Source organism: Corynebacterium camporealensis (assembly GCF_000980815.1).
GTDB lineage: Bacteria > Actinomycetota > Actinomycetes > Mycobacteriales > Mycobacteriaceae > Corynebacterium > Corynebacterium camporealense.
Genome location: NZ_CP011311.1, coordinates 178,836 through 200,880, shown reverse-complemented (window position 1 = coordinate 200,880; position 22,045 = coordinate 178,836). Strand labels below are relative to the sequence as shown.

Below are 22,045 nucleotides of genomic sequence, written 5' to 3'. Positions count from 1 at the left end.
ACTGTACTTAATGGGGCTACCTCATCCCCCTAACCCAGGTAACCGCACAAGGCGTGTAATCTGCAATTTGGACGCCGCAAAACCTGGTTTCGCGGCATAAAGGTTCAAGGAAGGGAGACTACGTGGTCGACACAGTCGTCATGTGGATTGAAACCCTCATGGCTACCGACTGGGTCTATCCCATCATCGGCATCCTAATCTTCTTGGACTGTTTCTTTCCTGTTCTGCCCTCGGAAATTCCTTTGAATATGGTCGGCGCCTGGTCCGGCTCCCAAGGATTCCCGCACGTGCCGACGATGTTCTACGTCGCAGTCTTGGCAGCCATTGCCGGCGATAACTTGTGCTTCATGCTGGGCACACGCCTAATGCCACTGGTCAATCGCGTGCAAAAAGGCTCCAAGGCCTACTCCGGTCTAGCCTGGGTCAAACGCAACATGAAACGCAGCGGCGGTGCCGCGATTATCATCGCCCGCTTCATCCCGTCTGCGCGCCTATTCATGACTATCCTGCTGGGCTCCATGCGCTACCCGTGGCCACTGTTTTTCTTCTTCGACACCATCGGTGTCATCATCTGGGCATTCCAAGCCCTGGCCATCGGCTACGTCGGCGGCATGGCCTTCTCCGATAGCCCTGCCATCGCGATGGTCGTCAGTATCATCGCCGCCGTCATCCTCGGCCTCGCACTCCAAAAAGCACAGAACCGCATCCTCGAGTGGTGGGACACCCGCCGCGGCTTCGCCGCCACACCTTAGTACAGAGCTAAGCCCCATCCGACTCTGCCCACTGACCGATAGTGAAAGCGCTATTTCTGTTTTAGACTTATCTATAACAGTCAAAGAATGATTAGCGCTAAGGGCACCCAGAGAATGAAGACGTGGCAAACAGTGGCAGCCTCCCTCTTCTTTGGTGTGTTCCTCTACTTTGCAACCTTGGGAAACCTACTCGCTGCCCTCGTTCCACTCCTTTTCTTGTCGTACTCATTGCTTTATCTAGTGCTACTTTCAAGGCAGCCAACAAGCAGGACAAAGCTCCGATCGCCATGATCGTCATGCTGATTGTTCTCACCGTGCTGGCTTATCTCTTCCCCGAAGAGCGCGGGTATGCAGCATCGCTAACCATTGCTGGCGTTGTTCTGGTGCTCGCTTTTCTTGCGCTGCGCGGAAAGAGTGCGCAGACCGTTAACCAGGCGCATTAGCCGCAGGCCTTAAAACGCCAAATCCATCCTGCCAATAAAGGAGGACGGATAGTGGTCGAGCTTAGGAGCTCTTTAAAGTCTTAGATGACCTCAACGCCTTGGGCCTGTGGGCCCTTCGGGCCGTCGTTGACCTCGAAGGAGACGCGCTGGTTTTCTTCTAGGGTGCGAAAGCCCCTGCCCTGGATCTCGGAGTAGTGTACGAAGATATCGCCGGAGCCGTCCTCCAGCTCGATGAAGCCGAAGCCCTTCTCCGCGTTGAACCACTTAACGGTTCCCTGTGCCATGGTGTGTACCTCAATTGTCTTGCTTGTAAAATCGAACGACCGTAGCTGGCCATTCCAGGTAATGCATCCTTGAGCCAGTCACACTCTGCGCAAAGAAAATCATCGTCCACTAGTCAGTGTGACAGCTTTCTTCGCAAAGCGATAGCCTAAACCCAATATTCGGCAGAAAGGGGGTAGCCCATGGCAGATTCGTCTAACCCCATTGGCGCAGAACTCCTTGAGTTCTTACAGCGCCGCTACCCCGAATCCACGCTCACCTACTCTACGACCATCCCGGCGCGCCCCTCGCAGCATGCGCCGTGGCCTAAGTGGGTTCTGCCAGAGTTAAAGGATGTGTTGGCTGAAAGGGGCATCGATAAGCTTTATGCCCACCAGGCAGCAGTGGCTGAGCATGCCTGGAATGGCGAGGATGTCGTGGTGGCCACGGGTACCTCGTCGGGTAAGTCACTGGGTTATTTGCTGCCCATTTTGTCCCGCTTGGCCGAAGAACCGACGGCCTGCGCGCTGTATCTCACCCCGACTAAGGCGTTGGGGTCGGACCAGCTGCGCGCGACCGGCGAGCTGACCCAGGCTATTCCTGCGCTGAAGTCGGTTGCCCCTGCGCCTTACGATGGCGACACGCCCCACGAGGCCCGCTCCGGCATTCGGGATCAGTCCCGCTTCATTTTCGCCACCCCGGATATGCTGCACATGTCGGTGCTTGCCGTCCATCCGCGGTGGGCACGCATGCTGCGTCACCTGCGCTTTATTGTCATTGATGAGTGCCATTCCTACCGCGGTGTCTTCGGTGCGAACGTGGCGTTGGTGCTGCGTCGTTTGCTGCGATTGTGTGAGCATTACGGCTCCCACCCGGTGGTCATTTCGGCCTCGGCGACCATGCGCGATCCCGCCCGCCATGCACAGCGCCTGACTGGCCGGCCCACCGTGGCGGTCACCGAGGATGGCGCGCCCACCGGTGCCCGTACGGTAGCCCTCTGGGAGCCGGGGCTTATCGATGCCGAAGGGGTCAACGGCGCACCCGTCCGCCGCGCCGCCACCACTGAATCCGCAGGTCTTATGGCCAGTCTGGTCGCCGAGGGTGCCCGCACGTTGACCTTTGTGCGCTCCCGCAGTGCCGCCGAAGTTGTTGCCATGCGTACCGCTGAGGAGCTTTCTGGTGGTCTGGCCCGCCCGGATTTCGCACGCCGCATTGCTGCTTACCGCGCCGGCTACCTTGCCGAAGACCGCCGGGCATTAGAGCAGAAGCTTGACGATGGCTCCCTCCTCGGCGTCGCCACCACCTCTGCCTTGGAACTGGGCATCGATGTCGGCGGCTTGGATGCCGTCGTCATCGCTGGCTTCCCGGGCACCGTGGCTAGCTTTTGGCAACAAGCCGGCCGCGCCGGTCGCCGCGGTCAGGGCTCCCTGGTCGTGCTCGCGGGTCGCGATGAGCCCATGGATAACTACCTCATCCACCACCCCGAGGCCCTGCTGGATTCCCCACTAGAAAACAGCGTCTTCAACCCGGAAAACCCCTACATCCTCTACGGTCATATCTACTGCGCGGCCGTGGAACGTCCCTTGCAGGATGACGAAGTCACCGCCTTTGGTGCCGACGACGTCGTCAATAACCTCGCCGACGAAGGACTACTGCGCAAGCGTTCCCGCGGTTGGTTTGCCACCCCACTTCCTGCTGGTAGCAGCGAACTCACCCCAGAAACCGCGCATACCTCAGTGTCTTTGCGCGGTGGTTCGGGCGAAGAAGTCATGATTGTCGATAGCTCCGATGGTCGCCTGCTCGGCACCATCGACGCCGCCCGCGCTGCTGCCCAAGTCCACCCCGGCGCGGTCTACCTGCACCAGGGCGAATCCTTCATCATCGAAGACTTACTTTTTGATGACTACCTTGCCCTCGCTAAGCCCGCCGTCCAGGAGTACTCCACCGTGGCGCGCTCCACCACGGATATCCGCATCCTCGGTGAAGCCGAGAAACTCTGTAACTACTCCCCTGGCCTGTGGGTCGCGCAGGTCGATGTCGAGGTCACCCAACAAGTCACCGGCTACCAAGTCCGACTTCCCGATGGCACCGTCGGCGACGACGTAGCCCTGGACATGCCGCAACAACGCCTGGTCACCCAAGCAGTCGCCTACACCATCGATCCCCTCGCCCTTGCCGAGATGGGCATCGCCGCTGCCGAAATCCCCGGCACCCTGCACGCGGCCGAGCACGCCGCCATTGGACTATTACCCCTGCTGGCGACCTGCGATCGCTGGGACATCGGCGGCGTCTCGACCGCCGAACATGCCGATACACACCTGCCGACCATCTTTGTTTACGACGGCCATCCGGGTGGTGCTGGCTTTGCCGCCGAAGGGTATCGCCGCTTCCCCGAATGGATCGATGCCACCTACGAAGCAGTCAAGACCTGCCCTTGCGAAGCCGGCTGTCCTTCCTGCGTGCAATCACCGAAGTGCGGCAACGGCAACAACCCCCTGGACAAACAAGGTGCCATCCGCCTGCTTGGTGCGCTGGTCACGATGACAGCACAATGATGCGCAGCACCCTCGCACCACGCATCATCACGCTGGAAAGTTAGATCGGACCGGCCTTAGCGCTAGCCTCCTTTCCCCGCACCGAAGCCGTGACAATCACGTCACGATCCTCTTCGCGGCAGTTGTCTAATTGAGCATCGTTAGCTGCAGCAATCTCACCAGCAGCAGCACAGGCATCCTCACCAGTGGCATGTGCCCACGCCCCGGCAATGGCTGCCATATCCGCTGCCACCTGCGCTTCATGCCGCGCAATCACTTGGGCACCCACAGCCGCCACCACCAACAACAAGCTGGTCACAGCAGCAATGATGCCCACTGAGGTCACCGTCGCATAGCCGTTGTCGTTTCCCAACGACAACGTGCGAGAAGGAAAAGTGTTCGCCCTATTCACGACCGGCGACCTCCGCGGGGAAGACAGCGTGTGCGCTCATCTCCCCAAACACAGCGGGCACGGTGGCCTCCGCGGTCACCAATCCCCCGTTGTCAGAGACAGTGACCGTGGTGCCTTCCCGCGGCGGCTGATACTCGATGCCAATGGCATGCGAACGGGCAGCCGCCCCAGCGGTATCCACTGCCGATAAGTGTGCTGCCAGCGTGGCAATCGCGCCGATTATTCCAGCGGCCAAAATCACCAGTGAACTTAAAGCAAGGGCAGCTTCCACAGTCACCGAACCAGAGTCATCGCGTATCAGATTCATGATTTAGCTCGGCGTATTAGATAGCGCGTCAGTGATGATAGACTCCATGGCATCGGAGACACCACCGCCGTTAATTACCAGGTAGAGCACCGCTGCTAGCGCCGCTGCCGCCAAAGAACCCATGGCGTACTCAATTGTTGACATTCCCAAATCATTATGAATTAGGGTGCAAATTCGCTTGTGTGCTGCTTCCAGATTGAGAACGATGTGGTTGTACATGTTGATTCCTTTTCTTCTACGTTGCGTAGAGGTCAGTTGATTTCAGAGTGGTTAGTTAGAGGATCTGCATGCCCAGGCCAATGACCACGGGCACGAGTCCTAGGACGATGAATGCTGGCAGGAAACACACGGCCAGCGGGAGTGCGATAAAGACTCCGGCGCGCTCAGCTGCTGCGGTGGCATGAGCTGATGCTTCAGCGCGCAGGGCCCGGGTGTGACGCGAACAGCCAGCAGCAATTGCTGCACCGGACTGCCCTGACATCACGACGAGAGTGGCCAGCTCCGCGAGATGCGGATGTTCCCGCAGTGGTTCCCAAGCGCCCTGGTTGCTGGCACCAACGCCCAGTAGAGCGACGGTGCGTTGCCAATAATCGGCGGTGTCGGTACCTGCTACCTGTGCCACCGCACGGGCAGCGTGGTAGGTCGACAAACCAGAGCTCAGGCATGCTGCAAACAGTTCAATGTCTGCTGCAGCAGCTAGTGGATCCCCCGAAGGAGCGTGCTGGAAACGCTCGCGAATTTTCCCCCACCAGATGGCCACTGGACCATCCCGCGGGGTCTTTTGCGCCGCGGTGATATCAGCAATGCGCTGGGCGATCGGTGGTACAGGAGCAAGTGCAAGCAGTACTGCACCAATAACAACGAAGATCATGGTGCCGCCTTTCGGATAATCAGCCGTGACCAGGCGAACCCGCCGCAGGACAACGCGGTACCCACCACAAGCAGCACGCCGCCTAGTCCGCCGCCGAGCAGGAACCCGAGTGGATCCGCGCCCATGGCACTGCCCATGCCGATGCCTGCGAGTGGCAAGCAGGTCAACACCAAGGCGGTGGCCTGTGGCCCTTGCAGGCTGGCTGCGGTTTCCTGGGTATGGCGGCGAAGTGTGTCGAGCCGGTTCGCGGCTTGTTCCAGAAGGCCCGCAAGTGCTATGCCGTGTTGTTCGGACAGCCGGGCGAGTTTGCCCAGTGACTTCAGTTCCGGGTCGGCATCGGCAAGTGCGCTGTGGATACTCCCGCCGCGGCGGGCGAGCACACTAGCCGCAGCAAGTGGCTGCCGGATGTGCGGCGGTGCAGTATCGGGAAGCATCTCCACCCCGCGTGACCAAGCACCGGCCAAGGTGGCCCCGGCGCGTAGGTCGGCGGTAGTCACGGATAAGAATGCAGCAACAGCGCGCTGACCGCGACGCCTGCTGCGGGCAGCCAGCACATCCCGGATGTACCAGGTCGCGCACACGCCAACGATGATGATGGCCAGAGCCAGGGTGATGGATCCAAAGGAGAAGAACACCAAGCAACCAGCAAAGACGCCAACTAAGACCCAGAGTCCGTTGTGACTGCCGCGGGGGCGTTCGGCTTCCCGGCGCGAGGCTTTGGGCGGAACCGACAAGCACGCAGCGGCAAGGAGCAGGAAGGTTATTGCACTAGGCATGGCAGACCTCCTGGGCGAACTCGTCGAAGCCATCGAGTGCGCCATCGCGATAGGTCCACACCACACGTGCGGTGACGGGATTACCTTCCAACACACCGATTTGAGCCAGACGACGTACACCTTCGATGCGTTCCATCGTCAGGACCACCCGTACGGCAGCGGCGACCTGAGAATGCAAACCGACGCGATCCAATCCGCCGAGTGCCGCGAGTGCTTCCATACGAGCGGGAACCTCCCGCAGGGAATTGGCGTGCAAGGTTCCGGCACCGCCGTCGTGACCGGTATTGAGTGCGGCGAGTAGGTCGACGACTTCCCCACCACGAATCTCACCGACGACGATGCGGTCCGGGCGCATGCGCAATGCTTGGCGCAGGAGTTGGGACAAGGTGATTTCGCCGCTGCCCTCAGCATTCGCCCGGCGCGCCACCAGTGACACCGTGTGCGGATGAAAAGGTGCGAGTTCGGCGGTGTCTTCAATGATGAGGATGCGCTCGCGCTCGCTGACTTCGCCTAGCAGTGCAGAAAGCAAGGTGGTCTTGCCGCTGCCGGTGCCACCGATGACCAGGAAGGAGACATGCTTATCGATGATGCCGTGCATGACATCGGCAAGTTCTGCCGCGATGGTGCCGTTGTCGATAAGCGTGTCCAATGTCGTTTGGGCTTGGCGCAGCACGCGCAGGCTTAACGTGGTGCCGTCCACGGCAGGTGGACTGAGCAGGGCATGAATGCGCAGGCTGGTTCCATCGGGGCGCTGGATGCGTCCGTCGGCGAAGGGTTGGGCGTCATCCAAGCGAGTACCGCTCACCGAGGCCAAGCGGGTGGCCAGGCGACGGACTTCGCCGTCGTCGTTGAAACGCAGGTCGGATTTTTCTAGTCCTTCACCGCGGTCGAAGAAGACCTGGTCAGGACCGTTGACCACGACGTCGGTGACACCGGGCTGGTTCAGCAGGTGCTCGAGTTGGCCTAAGCCGGTGTTGTCCAGGCGCAGTCGACGCAGCAGGTCGAGAACGTCGACGTCGCTGATGACGCCGGCTTCCTCCCGGATGCGACGTGCGAGGTCACCAGGATTATCGGCCAGGTCGGGTTCGACGGCAACGATGTGGTGCAGTCTTTCCAGTAGGTCACTCATGCCCGCCACCCCGCTTCCGTGGCGACGGTCGCTGCCACCTTTTTGAGTGCACGCGGTAGTTGTTGCGGCAGGCCGCCGAGTTCGCATGCGCGGGTGAGCCCGCGGATATTAGGCAGCTGCGCAATGACGGGTGCGTGGACGATCTTTTCAACTTCTTCCACGCTTAGGCCCGACCACTGCCGATGGCGCAGAACGACGGAAGCAGGGATTTTGTGAGCCCGTAAGTCGGCAAGTAACTGTGTGGCGATGGCGGCGGAACGTACTTCGGCAGCGACAACGACCACGACGTGATCGCAGGCCGGCGGGATGGACTCGCGTGGGCAATCCACGATCCGCACGCCGGCGAAGGGGCGGACCGCATCAATAAAGGTATGCACGGTGGCCGGGTCGACCTCCGCGGTTCCGGTGACCGTGGAGCGGGCGGCAGATAAGACAGCAACGCCATCGGCGCTGCTCGGCAAAGCGGTGCGCAGGTCCGCCGGGTCGATGCTGCCATCGCCGACGTTGAGGTCCGGCCAGCGCGCACCGGGTTGGGCTTCTAATCCAAGTAGCAGGTCCAGGCCGCCGGAGTTGGGGACGGCATCGATAAGTAATGCTCCTGTGTGCCGTGCTAAGGCCGCGGCCAGGGTGGAAGCTCCCACGCCACCGCCGGCACCGGTCACCGCGATGTTGAGTCCGCCGTGCTGTTGGCCATCGCGACGGTGCAGGTCACCTAGGGCGGCGAGTAATTCTTTGGCTTCGGCCGGTAATAAGAAGGCCTCATCCGCATGGCAGCGCAAGGCGGCTTCGTAATCCAAGGGCCCGGGGTCCGCGCCGACGAAGAAGACGGTGGGGCGAACGGGAAGGGTGGCAACCAGGGAGGCCATGGCGGCATCGACAAGCACGGCCCGGGCACCCTGGACTAAACGAGCGACGTCGCGGGGGTCTTCGACCTGGATGACCTCGGCAGATGTGGCCGCAGCGGCATGCAAGGCTTCAGCGCGGACGAGTTCCTCCCCAACCGCGACGGCGATGTGAGCTACGTGTGGTGTGTTCATGCCTTTAAGCCTGGCGCGGGCATGTCAAGGATTACTAGGGGAAATTTTTCAGCCTGTGGATAACTCCCAAAATCTGGCAAAAATTGGCCCATTTTGTTGACGTAACAACAAAAATCTGTGGATAACCCCGTCACATCAGCACCCATAACGGTAGACTTTCCACCCCAGCACAGTTAACATCTTCCTCAATAGTCACAACCCCGCTGGGTGACGCTATCCCCAGCTTGAGGAACCAATGCATTCGCAACTTTCTTCGCCGCAGCAGCCTGCGGCCGGCAAGACGGTCGCGGCGTTTTTCGATCTGGACAAGACGATCATCGCCACGTCGTCAGCTTTTGCGTTTGGCAAAGAATTCCTGCACAACGGGTTGATTTCCCCAGCTACGGCACTGCAGATGTCGCTGACCAAGGCCAGTTTCATGCGCTCCGGCCACTCCGATGAGCAGCTCAATAACACCCGCGACCAGCTCACCTCCATGGTGGCGGGCTGGAACGTGGACAGGGTCCGCACCATTGCCAAGGACACCCTGCATTCGGTGCTTACCCCGGCTATTTATGCTGAGGCGCGCGAGCTTATCGATGCCCACCGCAACGCCGGCCACGAAGTCATCATCATCTCCGCATCGGCGACCGTGCTAGTGGAGCTCATCGCGGAAGAACTGGGCATTGACACCGTCATTGCCACCGAGCTGGAGGAAGAAGACGGCCACTTTACTGGTGAGGTGCTGTTTTTCTGCAAAGGCGATGCCAAAGCTGAGGCTTTAGAGGAGCTATCTAAAGAGCACAACATCGATTTAGATGCCAGCTACTCCTATTCTGATTCGATTACTGACCTGCCGATGCTCGCGCGCGTCGGCAATCCGGTGGCCGTCAACCCCGACCGGCATTTGAAGAAGCACGCGCTCGAAGAAAGCTGGGAGATCCGTACCTTTAAAGATCCCGAACCACTGTTTGTCATGCCTGGCGCGAAAGAAATCGGCATTGGCGCCTCCGTCGTCGCCGCCCTCGCTGTGGCCGCGGGAATCTGGATTGCCCAGCACCCGAATTCCAACAGTGCCTAAAATCCCTGCTTAGAGACTGCGCGCGATGCCGTCGGCCTCCTGCGCACCGTACTCCCAGGCCTCCAACAACACCACCAATAGTTCCGCTGGGTATTGGGCATACTTTGCGATGCCCTCTTCTAAACGCTGGGTATTCCTATTCAGATACAGCTCCGGGATGGCGAACCCGCGTGGGTCAAAGCCGGTGTGTACGGCAGCCACGCGTCCGGCCACGCACGCCACCAGCAGGCTGTTGTCGCCAAAGAACTGGTTGGCCATGATTTCTGCGGTGATCACTACGGGCAGGAGCCGGTCAAAGTCGACGCCTTCGCTACGACCGATGAGCCGGGCCAGGGCTTGTAGCTGAGCCGAGTTCTGCTGCGGTGCGCCAGTGCCGCCGGCGGCGACATCGATACGCGCGAGCACCTGCAGTGGTGAGCGGGCAAAGGTGCGCACGGTGGTGCTGGCTAGTTCGGGGGCGAGAACAGAATAAGCGCTAATTGCTTCGGCCAGCGGGCCTTCTTCCATATCCGCCGGTTGCGGGTTACGGACTAGACCTTTGCCTTGTACGCCGAGGCTTGCCCGCGCGCCGCGTAATAAAGATTCAGAAGAAATAACCTCTGGCTGACGCAGCCCGGAGGGGCGTCGATGTACCCGCGCGATGGCGGCACCGGCCTGTTCGGCTGCCTGCGCCACGCCTGGAAGGTCCACAAGCGGGGTTAGCGGGTCATTTCTTTGCATATCAATTAGGATAACGGGAGTGGCGCGACCGGTACCTAGGTGGGATCTTCGCGTAGTATGGCCTGTACGTAATTTTAATAAGCACTAGGAGTTTAAAACCGTGAGCAACGACGGACTTTTCACTGACGGGAACGACAACCTCGCACCGAAGGTTAACTCGATCCCGCTTAGCGATGTTGACACTTCCAGGTCCGGTGAAGCTTCCTATGGCCAGCTGGTCTCCAATGCTACTGAGCAGATGTCGCAGCTGGTGCGTTCGGAAGTCGAACTGGCCAAGACTGAAATCGCTGCTTCTGCCAAGAAGGCAGGCATCGGTGCAGGCATGTTTGGTGCTGCTGGCACCATCGCTTTGTACAGCTCTTTCTTCTTTTTCTTCTTCCTGGCAGAGCTGCTGGCCGTCTGGCTGGACCGCTGGGCAGCCTTCCTGATCGTCTTCCTCATCATGATCGTTCTGGCCGCCGTCGTCGGCTTCGTAGGCTTCAAGAACGTTAAGAAGGTCAAGGCCCCGGAAAAGACCATTGAGTCAACCAAGGAGCTTAAGCACCTGGTTCCGGGTAAGGCTAAGCAGTCCATCGACCGCTCCAACGCCAGCGGGATGTACACCTAAATAGCTGCCGTGTAGGCCTTCCCATACTTTCTCCGCCCGGGTTTTCCCGGGCGGTTTTTCATCGAAAGAACTTCTATGGCATCCACCACCTCGCCTTCTGTGATTGAACTCGACGGCCCCTTTGCCCACGAGTTCGTCCACACCCGCGGCGTGCGCTTGCACGTGGTCACCGCAGGTAGCAAGCAGGACCCTTTGGTGGTGTTAGTCCACGGTGGTTTCGGAGGCTGGTTTGATTTCCGCGAGGTCATCGCCCCGCTGGCTGACCAAGGCTTCCACGTCGCCGCGGTCGATCTGCGCGGCACCGGTATGTCCGATAAGCCCCCGGTGGAGCCCGGCCAGGACATCCGCACGCTGGTGGGCGATCTCACTGGCCTGGTCCAAGCCTTGGGCCATACTTCTGCCTTCTTTATTGGCGATGACACCGGCGGCGCCGTTGCCTGGGCCGTGGCCACCTCCCGTCCGGAGCGCACCCGCGGGCTGGTGTCCATTGCCGCAGCTCATCCCGTCGATATGCGCCGCTCCATTGCCGCGCGCCCCTGGGATTTCACCTGGATTTCCCTGCGCGCGCTGACCTGCCGCGTCTACCAGCCTTTCGGCCGCACGTCTTATCTGCTCAGCCCGGCCACCTATCGCAAGGCCCTGCAGCTCAACGTGGAGCCCACGCTTTCCGATGCCACCTTCAACCGCAGCCTCGAACTACGCACCCTAGCCTCCCAGATAGGCAATGCACATCGGGGAATCTTATGGAATCACCGCATGCTCACCGCCGTGGTTCCGTTCAAATGGGTTGATACAAAAGCCCACTGCCCGGTGCTGTTTTTACACGCCGATCAGCAGCTGTGGAAGCCGGTCATTCGCCGCGCTTCCCGACGCGTCCGCGGAGATTTTGTATCCCAAAACATTCCGGGCACGAAGAACCTCCCCCACTTAGAGGACCCGGAGCAATTCGTCCACGTCGTCAGCCAGTGGCTGCGAGCTACATAACTTGCAGAGTTCATAGTGTGCCACCCCACTAAGGGGTGGCCATTTTTTATGCCCACATCACCAAAGGTGCAGGTTAATGGAACGTTAACTAGTATGCGACAGAATTGTGAGAATACATACTATCCATTCGGTTGAATGTGCCTGACAGCACAAGGTAATTTATTCTTTAACCTGTTCACAGGCAACCCCCATTTCTAGCAACTATCTGGAGGTCACCCCTCATGACGATCAAGAAGACGATCGCCCTGTTTTCCACTGCTGCGCTTACCCTAACCCTCGCAGCCTGTGGCTCTGAGGGCGAAGATTCCGCCGACGGTGGCGCAGCCGGCGACGGAAACGGTGGCGGCGACAACTACGTGCTGGCTGACGGCACCGAGCCGCAGAACCCACTGATTCCGGCTAACACCAACGAGACTGGCGGCGGCAGGATCGTCGATAGCATTTATGCTGGCCTGGTCTACTACGACGCAGACGGTGAGACCCACAACGAAATCGCGGAGTCCATCGAGGCTAACGACGACAACACCGAGTACACCGTCACCCTGAAGGAGACCACCTTCGAGGATGGCTCCCCGCTGACCGCTCACAACTTCGTTGACACCTGGAACTACGCGGTTGCCAACGACCAGCTCAATGCTTACTTCTTCGAGTCCATCGAGGGCTTCGAGGAAGGTGCTGAGTCCATGTCTGGCCTCGAGGTCGTCGACGACTACACCTTCACCATTAAGCTGAGCCAGCCGGAGGCTGACTTCCCAGCACAGCTGGGCTACTCCGCCTTCTACCCGCTGCACGAGTCCGCACTGGATGACATGGACGGCTTCGGCCAGGACCCAATCGCCAACGGCCCGTACAAGCTGCTGGAGTGGAACCATAACCAGGACGCTATCGTCGTTCCGAACGAGGAGTACTCCGGCGACCGCGTTGCTCAGAACGATGGTGTGAAGTTCAACTTCTACGCCGACCAGGATGCAGCTTACGCTGACCTGCTGGCTGGCAACCTGGACGTTCTCGAGTCCATTCCGGACTCCGCATTCGACGTCTACGAAGCTGACCTGGGCGACCGCGCTGTCAACCAGCCTTTCGCTGGCTTCCAGTCCTTCACCATCCACGAAGAGCTCGAGCACTTCGAGGGCGAGGAAGGCAACCTGCGCCGCCAGGCACTCTCCCACGCAATTAACCGCGAGGAGATCACCGAGACCATCTTCAAGGGCACCCGCACCCCGGCCTCCGACTTCACCTCTCCGGTCCTGCCGGGCTTCTCCGGTGATATCGAGGGCAACGACGTTCTCGAGTACGACCCGGAGAAGGCGAAGGAACTGTGGGCTGAGGCCGACGAAATCAACGAGTGGTCCTCCCCGTCCTTCGAGATTGCCTACAACTCCGACGGTGGCCACAAGTCCTGGGTTGATGCAGTATCCAACTCCATCAAGAACACCCTGGAAATCGAAGCAGTGGGCGCTCCGTACCCGGACTTCAAGTCCCTGCGCGATGAGGTCACCAACCGCGAAATCGACACCGCGTTCCGTACCGGCTGGCAGGCTGACTACCCATCCATGGGTAACTTCCTGGCTCCGCTGTACCGCACCAACGCATCGTCTAACGATGGTGACTACTCCAACGAGGACTTCGACCGTCTCATCGACGAGGCCCTGACCGCTGACTCCCTGGAAGATGCTCAGGAGAAGTTCAACGAGGCTCAGGAAATCCTCTTCGAGGACCTGCCGGCTATCCCGCTGTGGTACCCGAACACCACCGGTGGCTACTCCGAGAACGTCGATAACGTGACCTTCTCCTGGAAGCAGCAGCCGCTCTACTTCGAGATCACCAAGGAGTAATCCTTAAAGCTAGGCCAAAGCACTAGCGTGATGCTCAAAGGCTAGCCCCACCGCGCCCCTTAATCCGGGTACGGATGGGGCTAACTTTCTGCCCACACTGTGTACTTCCTGTGCCCGCATACCCCATGTGCGCCACCCCCAACTGCACGTAATACACCGTTTTGCATAATTTGTTTTAGCTTCTTAAGCTGGCCTTAATCATTTCTTGCCTATCACTCGTTAGAAATGAATCTCGGGATTGTGAAGCATTACATAAAAAGTGGACATCTTGCGATGTCTCACAGACTAGGATGCACATTGTCTGTTAGGTTCCCGGCCTGTCAGATCCCACGTTCTCGTTCTCTCCAGGCTTGCTAAGCCATAACTAGAAAAGGACAACCCCTATGTTGCGCTATGTCGGGCGACGAGTGCTGCAGATGATCCCGGTGTTCTTCGGAGCCACCCTGCTCATCTACGCGCTGGTCTTCTTGATGCCGGGTGACCCTGTTGAGGCACTCGGCGGCGACCGCGGACTTTCCGATGCCGCGCGAGCCCGCATCGAGGCTGAGTACAACCTCGATCAGCCTTTCATCATGCAGTACTTGCTCTACATCAAGGGCATTTTCACACTGGACTTCGGCACTACCTTCTCTGGAGTCCCAGTTACTGAGGTGATGGCCAACGCCTTCCCGGTGACCATCAAGCTGGCCTTTATGGCAATCTGCTTTGAGATTATCTTCGGCATCACCTTCGGCGTGCTTGCCGGTATCCGCCGCGGCGGCATCTTCGACTCCACCGTCCTGGTTGCCTCCCTGCTGGTGATTGCTGTTCCTTCCTTCGTCATCGGCTTCGTCTTCCAGTTCTTGGTCGGCATTAAATGGGAGCTACTCCCCGTCACGGTCGGTTCCCAAGAAACCTTCAAATCGCTGCTCATGCCAGCACTGGTGCTCGGTGCGTTGTCGTTTGCGTACGTCATTCGCCTGACCCGCCAGTCCGTGGCAGAGAACCTGCGCGCTGACTACGTGCGCACCGCACGCGCGAAGGGCCTGTCCAACGGCACCGTCATGGTGCGCCACGTGCTGCGTAACTCCCTGATTCCGGTGGTCACCTTCATCGGCGCCGACCTCGGTGCCCTGATGACCGGCGCGATTGTTACCGAGGGAATCTTCGGCATCAACGGCGTCGGCGGCACCATGTACCAGGCCATCCTGCGCGGTGAGCCCACCACCGTCGTGTCGTTTACCACGGTCCTCGTGGTCATCTACATCGTTGCCAACCTCTTGGTTGACCTCCTCTACGCAGTTCTCGACCCAAGGATCCGCTATGCCTAACTTCGATAACACCGTTCTGCGTCCCGGCCAGGAACACTACATCGCCGAAACCGACGAGACCGGCCTGGGCGCCGTGGACGCCGTCAAGGACGAGTCCGCTCCTTCTTCCCAGTGGGGCGAGGCCTGGCGCTACCTGCGTCGCCGCCCGCTGTTCTGGGTTGCTGCCACCATGATCGTCATCGCCGTGCTCGTGGCACTCTTCCCTGGCCTATTCACCAGCGTCGACCCCCGCGCCTGCGAGCTGTCCCGCTCGCTTGCCGACCCAGAGCCTGGCCACCCCTTCGGCTTTAACCGCCAGGGCTGCGATATCTACTCCCGCGTTATCTACGGCGCACGCGCATCCGTGGCCGTCGGCGTGCTGGCTACCGCACTCGTCGTCGTGCTCGGCTCCATGATTGGCGCTATCGCCGGCTTCTTCGGCGGCTGGATTGACTCGGTGCTCTCCCGTATCACCGACATCTTCTTCGCTATCCCGCTGGTGCTGGCTGCCATCGTCGTTATGCAGATGTTCAAGGAGTACCGCACGATTATCACCGTTGTCTTGGTGCTCGGCCTCTTCGGCTGGGTCTCTATCGCCCGTATTACCCGCGGTACCGTGATGTCGATTAAGAACGAAGAGTACGTCCAGGCCGCCCGCTCTGTCGGCGCATCCAACGGACACATCCTGTTCAGCCACATCCTCCCGAACGCCGCCGCACCGATCATCTCCTATGCCACCGTGGCGTTGGGTACCTTCATCGTTGCAGAGGCCACCTTGTCCTTCCTGGGCATCGGCCTGCCTCCGACGTTCGTGTCCTGGGGCGGCGACATTTCCGACGCCCAGGCCTCCCTGCGCGTGGCCCCACAGGTCCTGTTCTACCCTGCCGGCGCGCTGGCACTGACCGTATTGAGCTTCATCATGATGGGCGACGTCGTCCGCGACGCCCTCGACCCGAAGGCGAGGAAGCGCTAATGAGCCACCCAATTTCCCAGAACGACAACACCGACAACTCGACTCCACTCCTGGAGATGAAGGACGTCAAGATCTCCTTTACCTCCTCCACCGGCGTCGTCGAGGCTGTCCGCGGTGTGAACCTGTCCATTTACCCCGGCCAGTCCGTGGCTATCGTGGGCGAGTCCGGTTCCGGTAAGTCCACCACCGCGATGGCCATCCTCGGCTTGCTGCCGGGCACTGGCAAGGTCACCGGTGGCCAGATCCTCTACGAGGGCCAGGACATCACCGACTACGACAACAAGAAGTTCACCGAGCTGCGCGGCAACCAGATTGGCTTGGTCCCGCAGGACCCGATGTCCAACCTCAACCCAGTCTGGCGCATCGGCACCCAGATTGAGGAGTCCCTGAAGGCCAACAACGTCGTCGAGGGCTCCAAGCGCCACGAGCGCGTCGTGGAGCTCCTCGAAGAAGCAGGGCTTCCCGATGCCGAGCGCCGGGCCAAGCAGTACCCGCACGAGTTCTCCGGCGGTATGCGCCAGCGTGCGCTCATCGGTATCGGCCTGGCAGCCCGTCCGAAGCTACTCATTGCCGACGAGCCCACCTCCGCACTTGATGTGACCGTCCAGAAGACCATCCTGGACCACCTCGAGCACCTCACCGAAGAACTCGGCAACGCCGTGCTCTTTATTACCCACGACCTGGGCCTGGCTGCCGAGCGCGCGGAGCACCTCATCGTGATGCACCGCGGCCGCATCGTGGAGTCCGGCCCGTCGCGCGAGATTCTCCGCGACCCACAGCACCCTTACACCCGCCGTCTGGTGACCGCTGCACCGTCGCTGGCCTCCTCCCGCATTCGTGCCGCCCGCGCTGCTGGCGTGGAGTCTTCCGAGCACGTCGCCTCTTCTGCCGATACTGATGCTGCAGCGCCTAGCGATGCCGTCATCAAAGTCCGCAACCTCAACAAAGAGTTCGACATCCGCGGCCAGCGGGGTGAGAAGAAGAAGCTCAAAGCAGTTGACGATGTCTCCTTCGATCTTCGCCGCGGCACCACCCTCGCCCTGGTCGGTGAGTCCGGTTCCGGTAAATCCACCGTGGCCAACATGGTGCTCAACCTGCTCGAGCCCACCTCCGGCACGATTGAGTACGAAGGCCGCGATACCTCGAAACTGTCGAAGAAGGAACTATTCAACCTGCGCCGCAATATGCAGGTTGTGTTCCAGAACCCCTACGGCTCGCTGGACCCGATGTACTCGATTTACAAGTGCATCGAGGAGCCTCTGGCCCTGCACAAGGTCGGTAACCGCAAGGAGCGCGAGGAGCGCGTGGCGAAGCTGCTCGACATGGTCGCCATGCCGCGTTCTGCCATGCGCCGCTACCCGAATGAGCTTTCTGGTGGTCAGCGCCAGCGCATCGCCATCGCCCGCGCCCTGGCTCTCAAGCCGGAGGTCCTCGTCCTCGACGAGGCCGTCTCCGCACTCGACGTGCTGGTTCAGAACCAGATCATCCAGCTGCTTGCCGAGCTGCAGCGCGATCTGCACCTGTCCTACCTGTTCATCACCCACGACCTCGCGGTAGTCCGCCAGACTGCCGACGACATCGCGGTGATGAAGAAGGGCGCCATCGTCGAGCAGGGCACTGCCGATCAGGTCTTCGACAACCCGCAAGAGGAATACACCCGCAACCTCATCAATTCGGTTCCGGGCCTCAACATTGAGCTCGGCACCGGCGACAACCTCGGCCTCACGGAGTAGGGCTTACGCCCCTACTCCAAGGAGCCGACATACTCCGGCCCTACGGCCTTATTCCGGGGTTGTGCCTCCAATATTCCTTTTCTCCGCACTAGATGATTGAGTCCAAGGGTGTGCTGGGGGTTTAGTGGTCATAGGCGATCAGTGATCGCAGGGCAGGTTGGCCGGTGGCGTGGTTATGCCAGATCGCTGCGGTTAATGCCAGCAGGCGTTTAACGACCTGGCAGACCAACCCACCGGCAGTGCGGCTGCCGTGTTGTTCAAGATGGAGCTGGCTTTTCATCGTGTTGAACACCGACTCGATAGTCTGCCGCAATGGTTTCAAGAATTGTTTTCCTGGCCTGGGTTTTTCCCCTTTCCGGGCCGGGCGAAGCAACTCAACGCCACCAGTTGTCAGCTCGTCTTCCAGCCAGGCACCGTTATAGCCCTTATCCGCCATGATGACCTGCCCGGTCGACACAATCACCGGAACAGTCTCCAGTATCGCCAGCAGTGTGGCGCGTTCATCGGCTTTGGCACCAGTGAGTGCGTAGCCAACCGGCAGCCCATGCAAAGTACTAATCAGGTGGAGTCGGCATCCCCAGAAAAACCGTGAGTGCGAGGCGCAATAGCCGTACTCGGCGTAGCCGGCCAGGTCGGAGCGTTTCACTGTTTCCCGGGACCGGCCGCATTCAACCGGGGTGGAGTCCACGACCCAGACATCATCATTGAGCAGGCCAGTCGAGGTGGCCAGGTGGGTCATCACGTGCTGCATCACGGTGGTGAGTTTCCGGAGTCGTTTGTTGTAACCGGATTGCTGTGGGATGTAGGGAAATGTGCTGGTGAAGCGTTTTCTGGCGTGGCGGATGAAGTGGCGTTGGGAGGTGTATCCCTGAAGGGATTCCATCACGGCCAGGGTGATGATTTCAGCATCGGTGATCTGTGGTTGGATCCCGATCTTCGGGCGTGGTGGGAGGAGTTCGGGATGGGCGTTGAGGTAGTCATCGCAGGTGGTATAGAGTGCTGTTGCGAGAGTGTCTATGTTGTTTTCCACAAATTCAATCATGGGCACTCTCGCCCTTTTTTAGCGGTAGCCACGCACTGGGGACCCTTGGACTCAATCATCTAGCGGCTTGCCGCTAGTGCGCTACGCACTCACCAGTATCGACCGGGCGCTGCAAAGCGTCGAGGTCTCCGATTTGGGATTTAATCTCGTCGGCGGTGAGTGCGTATCCCGTTTCAGTGTCATCCACGGATGCGCCGAAGATCATGCCGAGAACGTCGCCGTCGGTGTTGAGAATCGGGCCACCAGAGTTGCCCTGACGGATATCGCCGCGGATGGTGTAGGCATCGCGTTCGACGCGGCCGGTGGAGTAAATATCCGGGCCCGCAATCGTGATGCGGTCGCGGATACGTGCCATCTCGGCGTTGAAGGGTCCGCTTTCGGGGAAGCCTAAGACCATGGCGTCATCGCCAGTAACAGCCGGAGTATCGGCCCAGCGCAGCGGTTCCACGTCCACGTCCGGGGCGTGCAGCACAGCGATATCGACTTCCGGGTTGTAGTAGACCACAGTGGCTTCCTTAATACCCAGCGAGGTATCCAGGCGCACAGTTTCCGTACCAGCCACAACGTGCGCGTTGGTCAGCACGTAATTATCGTCGATGACAAAGCCGGAGCCCATGAGCCGGCGGGAGCAGACTTCGGCATCGCCAAGCACGTGAATAATGGACGGCCGCAGCGCCTCAACTAATTCCGGATCGGAGATGTTAATCTGCGGGGCTTCAACCTCCTGGTCCCCACCCGGTGTCTGCCAGGGCGAGACCAACGGCGGCAATCCGGAATCATTCAGCAGTGCCGCCACGCCATTGGGCAACGCGGCCAATTCAGCCGGGGCAATCGCGTTGAGCTGGCCCAAAATCCGCGACTCACGCAGCGACTGGCCAAAGTTACCGGCCAGATTCGACGCCAGCGGAATCGAAATCATCCAAATAACCAGCAGCGCTGCCATGGCCTGGAATAACGAGCCAAAGAAAGAATCCACCCGCTGCGTCTTCCTCGCGCGCATCTGATCGCGCAACCCCGACCCGATACTCGCGCCGATGACCTGCCCTAAGCCCACAAACAGCACCAGCACACCAATAGCCAGCAAAAAGCGCAGGCCCGCTTGGTCGGTCAGCCGCATCGCAAAAGGCACGATGGAAATACCCAAAATCAGGCCGGTGACCACGCCGACGAAGGACAACGCCGCGGAGATCACGCCTTGTCGCCAGCCAGAAGCCAAGGCGACGAGGACAGCCACGACGATCAGTCCATCGATGAGCAAAGGTGACATCAAAAGAAAGAATCCTTTAGGGAGGAAACAGGTTAACTAGCCCATCTTCTCATTATTTTTCGACGCAGCGAGCGCATCACGCAGATCGACTACCGAATTGTTATCCCAATTGCGCTCCCAGCCAGCATGCTCCAAGAGCGCGGACAGAATCCCGCCGGTAAACCCCCACACCAAATAATCATTCACCGTAAAAGCCGGCCCGGTCCAGTTCCCCCACGCGATCTGCAGGCGATTTTCCGGCGCGGCTAACTCCGCAATAGGAGTGGTGAACACGTCGTCGGTTTCTTCCAGGCTCGCCGGGTACACTTCCCCGGGCTGGTGCCAATACGCCAACACGGGACTCACGGGCGCACTCGACGAGCGCACGCGCAACTGTCCCCACTGCTCCAACGGGGTGACAGTCCCCCGCTGCAGTCCGGTTTCTTCCCACGCCTCCCGCAACGCGGTATCGACGACGTTGATGTCTTCTGGGTCGCGCCGCCCGCCCGGAAACGCAATCTGCCCGGAGTGCGAGCGCATCGTCGGTGAGCGGTGGGTGAGCAAGACTTCGGCATCGTCAGCTGCACTGCCCTTGAGCAGCACCAACACCGCGGCTTCGCGCTTGGTAGGAGCCGTGCTTTCCGATGCCCGCACCCCCATCCGGCGCCGCGTCTTCGCCACATCCAGCCCCATGGCGGGCCGAATCCAGTCCGGGGCTAAATCCGGGTGCAGCGTCGTCATGCCAGGGCCTCCTCCACGGCGTCGACGATTTCTTCAGTGGACTCAAAAGGCTGAATGTAGCGGCCTTTGATTTCACCGTCTTGGAGCACCAGCGTAATCGGAATCACGTTGGGAAGCTCCAGCGTGCCCGCAAACGTGTTATCAGTGTCCTGGTAGCTGGGCAAATGCACCCCAATGTCTTCCAAGAACGCCGCGCCGTTGCCGGGGTTTTCATCGGCATGCACGCCCACGACCTGCCACTCCGGATGGGTGCGCGCGACCTCTTCCAAGTGCGGCAACTCCGCACGGCAGGGCTCACACCACCAGGCCCACAGATTGACCACGGTGACCCCGATATCCGCCGGCGGCTCAGTCGCCTGCGAGCCTAAGCACTCCAGCTCCACGCCTGCGACCGGGCCAGTCGGGCAGTCCGGACGGGACGCAATCGGCGCAGCCTGCGTGGTTTCCTCGGCAGGTGCGGCCTGGTCAGCCTCGTCGCCGCCCAGCAAGACCGCGGCACCGCCGGCTGCCAACACCACGACGGCGGCCGCACCCACCACGGAACCGACTACGTACTTATTCATGCAGCCAGCTTAGGACACAACTTCGCAATTACGCATTCCTCACACAGCGGCTTGCGCGCCTTACACACCCGCCGCCCATGGAAAATCACCCGGTGGGAAAACTCTGTCCATTCTTCTTCGGGCACTTGCTTTGCGATGTCCCTTTCCACCGCCAACGGCGTCTTCGCCTGCGTGAGTCCCATCCTGCGCATCAATCGTCCAAAGTGCGTATCGACGGTGAGTCCTGGGAGGTCGAAGGCATTTCCGCGTACCACCAATGCCGTCTTGCGGCCCACCCCCGGCAGAGAGGTCAACTCGTCTATACCTGTTGGTACTTCACCGTTAAAATTCGCCATCAGCCCCTCCCCGATGCCGAGCAGATGGCCGGCCTTGGCGCGCTGGAATCCCAGCGGGCGCAGAATTTCTTCCAAGTCCGCGCGGTTGGCGGCGGCGTAGTCAGCGGGTGTGGGATAGCGCCGGAACAGCTCCGGGGTGACCTGGTTGACCCGGGCGTCAGTGCACTGTGCGGAGAGTACCGTGGCCACGAGCAGCTCGAGCGGGTTAGAAAAGTCCAGCTCGCAGCGGGCGTCTGAGTATTCTTGGGCCAATGCGTTGTTAATGGCAACGGCGCATTCGGCCTCGTCTATGCTGGGCGATGTCGAAGTCATGTCTACATCTTAGTAGGATATAAAACCATGGTCTTATTGGTAGTCTTGGTCCCATTGGGCATCGCCCTCTTCGCCATATTGAT

The 22,045-nt window shown here is 60.1% G+C and carries 24 protein-coding genes; 10 read left to right on the top strand and 14 right to left on the bottom strand.

Annotation, left to right across the window (positions count from 1 at the left end; translation table 11 throughout):
* The first annotated feature begins 122 nt into the window (after nt 1–122).
* Nucleotides 123–752: a DedA family protein gene (locus tag UL81_RS01020; RefSeq protein ID WP_035107282.1), complete on the top strand. Its 630-nt coding sequence runs from the start codon at nt 123–125 to the stop codon at nt 750–752.
* Between the two features lie 122 nt (nt 753–874).
* Nucleotides 875–1,195, top strand: a complete 321-nt coding sequence (locus tag UL81_RS11765; RefSeq protein WP_144407151.1) for a hypothetical protein — start codon at nt 875–877, stop codon at nt 1,193–1,195.
* A gap of 80 nt (nt 1,196–1,275) precedes the next feature.
* On the opposite strand, the gene UL81_RS01015 is transcribed toward UL81_RS11765, so the two are convergent.
* On the bottom strand, nt 1,276–1,479 hold the full coding sequence (locus tag UL81_RS01015; protein ID WP_035107284.1) for a cold-shock protein: 204 nt from the start codon (nt 1,477–1,479) through the stop codon (nt 1,276–1,278).
* A gap of 180 nt (nt 1,480–1,659) precedes the next feature.
* On the opposite strand from UL81_RS01015, the gene UL81_RS01010 reads away from it, so the two are divergent.
* Entirely contained in the window at nt 1,660–4,011 is a 2,352-nt protein-coding gene (locus UL81_RS01010; RefSeq protein WP_046453152.1) for a DEAD/DEAH box helicase, read from the top strand.
* 40 nt (nt 4,012–4,051) lie between these two features.
* Here UL81_RS01010 and UL81_RS01005 read toward each other — a convergent pair whose 3' ends face one another.
* Genes UL81_RS01005 through ssd form a run of 7 tightly spaced genes read right to left on the bottom strand, consistent with a single transcriptional unit; the run spans nt 4,052 to nt 8,522 of the window.
* A complete protein-coding gene (locus UL81_RS01005; protein ID WP_236684485.1) occupies nt 4,052–4,402 on the bottom strand; it encodes an Rv3654c family TadE-like protein in 351 nt (116 codons plus the stop codon).
* A complete protein-coding gene (locus UL81_RS01000) occupies nt 4,395–4,709 on the bottom strand; it encodes a hypothetical protein (protein WP_035107287.1) in 315 nt (104 codons plus the stop codon). The genes UL81_RS01005 and UL81_RS01000 overlap by 8 nt, the downstream gene beginning before the upstream one ends.
* A 3-nt stretch (nt 4,710–4,712) precedes the next feature.
* Complete coding sequence (locus UL81_RS00995; protein ID WP_046453151.1) at nt 4,713–4,928, bottom strand: DUF4244 domain-containing protein; 216 nt, start codon at nt 4,926–4,928, stop codon at nt 4,713–4,715.
* A 55-nt stretch (nt 4,929–4,983) separates the two neighbouring features.
* On the bottom strand, nt 4,984–5,580 hold the full coding sequence (locus UL81_RS00990) for a type II secretion system F family protein (RefSeq protein ID WP_035107289.1): 597 nt from the start codon (nt 5,578–5,580) through the stop codon (nt 4,984–4,986).
* Nucleotides 5,577–6,356 carry a type II secretion system F family protein gene (locus tag UL81_RS00985; protein WP_035107291.1) on the bottom strand — a complete coding sequence of 260 codons (780 nt, stop codon included), beginning with the start codon at nt 6,354–6,356 and terminating at the stop codon, nt 5,577–5,579. Before UL81_RS00985 ends, UL81_RS00990 begins: the two co-directional genes overlap by 4 nt.
* Nucleotides 6,349–7,485 carry a TadA family conjugal transfer-associated ATPase gene (locus UL81_RS00980; protein WP_035107425.1) on the bottom strand — a complete coding sequence of 379 codons (1,137 nt, stop codon included), beginning with the start codon at nt 7,483–7,485 and terminating at the stop codon, nt 6,349–6,351. Before UL81_RS00980 ends, UL81_RS00985 begins: the two co-directional genes overlap by 8 nt.
* A complete protein-coding gene (gene ssd / locus UL81_RS00975) occupies nt 7,482–8,522 on the bottom strand; it encodes a septum site-determining protein Ssd (protein WP_035107294.1) in 1,041 nt (346 codons plus the stop codon). The genes UL81_RS00980 and ssd overlap by 4 nt, the downstream gene beginning before the upstream one ends.
* Nucleotides 8,523–8,757: 235 nt before the next feature.
* Here ssd and UL81_RS00970 point away from each other — a divergent pair, with 235 nt between their 5' ends.
* Nucleotides 8,758–9,582, top strand: coding sequence for an HAD family hydrolase (locus UL81_RS00970; RefSeq protein ID WP_035107296.1), 825 nt, complete (start codon nt 8,758–8,760; stop codon nt 9,580–9,582).
* Between the two features lie 9 nt (nt 9,583–9,591).
* On the opposite strand, the gene UL81_RS00965 is transcribed toward UL81_RS00970, so the two are convergent.
* Nucleotides 9,592–10,302, bottom strand: a complete 711-nt coding sequence (locus tag UL81_RS00965; RefSeq protein WP_330217033.1) for an oxidoreductase — start codon at nt 10,300–10,302, stop codon at nt 9,592–9,594.
* 100 nt (nt 10,303–10,402) lie between these two features.
* On the opposite strand from UL81_RS00965, the gene UL81_RS00960 reads away from it, so the two are divergent.
* From UL81_RS00960 to UL81_RS00935, 6 genes are all read left to right on the top strand, one after another.
* Nucleotides 10,403–10,909, top strand: coding sequence for a phage holin family protein (locus UL81_RS00960; RefSeq protein WP_035107300.1), 507 nt, complete (start codon nt 10,403–10,405; stop codon nt 10,907–10,909).
* A gap of 75 nt (nt 10,910–10,984) precedes the next feature.
* Nucleotides 10,985–11,893 carry an alpha/beta fold hydrolase gene (locus tag UL81_RS00955; RefSeq protein ID WP_035107302.1) on the top strand — a complete coding sequence of 303 codons (909 nt, stop codon included), beginning with the start codon at nt 10,985–10,987 and terminating at the stop codon, nt 11,891–11,893.
* Between the two features lie 221 nt (nt 11,894–12,114).
* A complete protein-coding gene (locus tag UL81_RS00950; RefSeq protein ID WP_035107305.1) occupies nt 12,115–13,728 on the top strand; it encodes a peptide ABC transporter substrate-binding protein in 1,614 nt (537 codons plus the stop codon).
* 383 nt (nt 13,729–14,111) lie between these two features.
* Nucleotides 14,112–15,038, top strand: coding sequence for an ABC transporter permease (locus UL81_RS00945; protein ID WP_046453149.1), 927 nt, complete (start codon nt 14,112–14,114; stop codon nt 15,036–15,038).
* Nucleotides 15,031–15,990 (top strand): ABC transporter permease, encoded by a 960-nt coding sequence (locus UL81_RS00940; protein ID WP_035107307.1) that lies wholly within the window; start codon nt 15,031–15,033, stop codon nt 15,988–15,990. The genes UL81_RS00945 and UL81_RS00940 overlap by 8 nt, the downstream gene beginning before the upstream one ends.
* Nucleotides 15,990–17,723, top strand: a complete 1,734-nt coding sequence (locus tag UL81_RS00935; RefSeq protein ID WP_046453148.1) for an ABC transporter ATP-binding protein — start codon at nt 15,990–15,992, stop codon at nt 17,721–17,723. The genes UL81_RS00940 and UL81_RS00935 overlap by 1 nt, the downstream gene beginning before the upstream one ends.
* A gap of 121 nt (nt 17,724–17,844) precedes the next feature.
* Here the strand turns inward: UL81_RS00935 and UL81_RS00930 are convergent, their stop codons facing one another.
* From UL81_RS00930 to nth, 5 genes are all read right to left on the bottom strand, one after another.
* The gene (locus UL81_RS00930; RefSeq protein WP_035105500.1) at nt 17,845–18,753 is read right to left on the bottom strand and encodes an IS982 family transposase; all 909 of its coding nucleotides are present in this window, start codon (nt 18,751–18,753) and stop codon (nt 17,845–17,847) included.
* Between the two features lie 85 nt (nt 18,754–18,838).
* The gene (locus UL81_RS00925) at nt 18,839–20,032 is read right to left on the bottom strand and encodes a MarP family serine protease (RefSeq protein WP_035105965.1); all 1,194 of its coding nucleotides are present in this window, start codon (nt 20,030–20,032) and stop codon (nt 18,839–18,841) included.
* A gap of 36 nt (nt 20,033–20,068) precedes the next feature.
* Nucleotides 20,069–20,752 (bottom strand): NUDIX hydrolase, encoded by a 684-nt coding sequence (locus tag UL81_RS00920; RefSeq protein ID WP_046453147.1) that lies wholly within the window; start codon nt 20,750–20,752, stop codon nt 20,069–20,071.
* Nucleotides 20,749–21,315 (bottom strand): TlpA family protein disulfide reductase, encoded by a 567-nt coding sequence (locus UL81_RS00915; RefSeq protein ID WP_046453146.1) that lies wholly within the window; start codon nt 21,313–21,315, stop codon nt 20,749–20,751. The genes UL81_RS00920 and UL81_RS00915 overlap by 4 nt, the downstream gene beginning before the upstream one ends.
* Complete coding sequence (gene nth / locus UL81_RS00910; RefSeq protein ID WP_046453145.1) at nt 21,312–21,962, bottom strand: endonuclease III; 651 nt, start codon at nt 21,960–21,962, stop codon at nt 21,312–21,314. The genes UL81_RS00915 and nth overlap by 4 nt, the downstream gene beginning before the upstream one ends.
* Between the last annotated feature and the right edge of the window lie 83 nt (nt 21,963–22,045).

Bases quoted from the DNA above. Each gene is read 5' to 3' on its own strand.
- UL81_RS01015 (WP_035107284.1), bottom strand. From the start codon at position 1,479: ATGGCACAGGGAACCGTTAAGTGGTTCAACGCGGAGAAGGGCTTCGGC.
- UL81_RS01010 (WP_046453152.1), top strand. From the start codon at position 1,660: ATGGCAGATTCGTCTAACCCCATTGGCGCAGAACTCCTTGAGTTCTTA.
- UL81_RS01000 (WP_035107287.1), bottom strand. From the start codon at position 4,709: ATGAATCTGATACGCGATGACTCTGGTTCGGTGACTGTGGAAGCTGCC.
- UL81_RS00995 (WP_046453151.1), bottom strand. From the start codon at position 4,928: ATGTACAACCACATCGTTCTCAATCTGGAAGCAGCACACAAGCGAATT.
- UL81_RS00990 (WP_035107289.1), bottom strand. From the start codon at position 5,580: ATGATCTTCGTTGTTATTGGTGCAGTACTGCTTGCACTTGCTCCTGTA.
- UL81_RS00985 (WP_035107291.1), bottom strand. From the start codon at position 6,356: ATGCCTAGTGCAATAACCTTCCTGCTCCTTGCCGCTGCGTGCTTGTCG.
- UL81_RS00980 (WP_035107425.1), bottom strand. From the start codon at position 7,485: ATGAGTGACCTACTGGAAAGACTGCACCACATCGTTGCCGTCGAACCC.
- ssd (WP_035107294.1), bottom strand. From the start codon at position 8,522: ATGAACACACCACACGTAGCTCACATCGCCGTCGCGGTTGGGGAGGAA.
- UL81_RS00970 (WP_035107296.1), top strand. From the start codon at position 8,758: ATGCATTCGCAACTTTCTTCGCCGCAGCAGCCTGCGGCCGGCAAGACG.
- UL81_RS00965 (WP_330217033.1), bottom strand. From the start codon at position 10,302: ATGCAAAGAAATGACCCGCTAACCCCGCTTGTGGACCTTCCAGGCGTG.
- UL81_RS00955 (WP_035107302.1), top strand. From the start codon at position 10,985: ATGGCATCCACCACCTCGCCTTCTGTGATTGAACTCGACGGCCCCTTT.
- UL81_RS00950 (WP_035107305.1), top strand. From the start codon at position 12,115: ATGACGATCAAGAAGACGATCGCCCTGTTTTCCACTGCTGCGCTTACC.
- UL81_RS00945 (WP_046453149.1), top strand. From the start codon at position 14,112: ATGTTGCGCTATGTCGGGCGACGAGTGCTGCAGATGATCCCGGTGTTC.
- UL81_RS00940 (WP_035107307.1), top strand. From the start codon at position 15,031: ATGCCTAACTTCGATAACACCGTTCTGCGTCCCGGCCAGGAACACTAC.
- UL81_RS00935 (WP_046453148.1), top strand. From the start codon at position 15,990: ATGAGCCACCCAATTTCCCAGAACGACAACACCGACAACTCGACTCCA.
- UL81_RS00925 (WP_035105965.1), bottom strand. From the start codon at position 20,032: ATGTCACCTTTGCTCATCGATGGACTGATCGTCGTGGCTGTCCTCGTC.
- UL81_RS00920 (WP_046453147.1), bottom strand. From the start codon at position 20,752: ATGACGACGCTGCACCCGGATTTAGCCCCGGACTGGATTCGGCCCGCC.
- UL81_RS00915 (WP_046453146.1), bottom strand. From the start codon at position 21,315: ATGAATAAGTACGTAGTCGGTTCCGTGGTGGGTGCGGCCGCCGTCGTG.
- nth (WP_046453145.1), bottom strand. From the start codon at position 21,962: ATGACTTCGACATCGCCCAGCATAGACGAGGCCGAATGCGCCGTTGCC.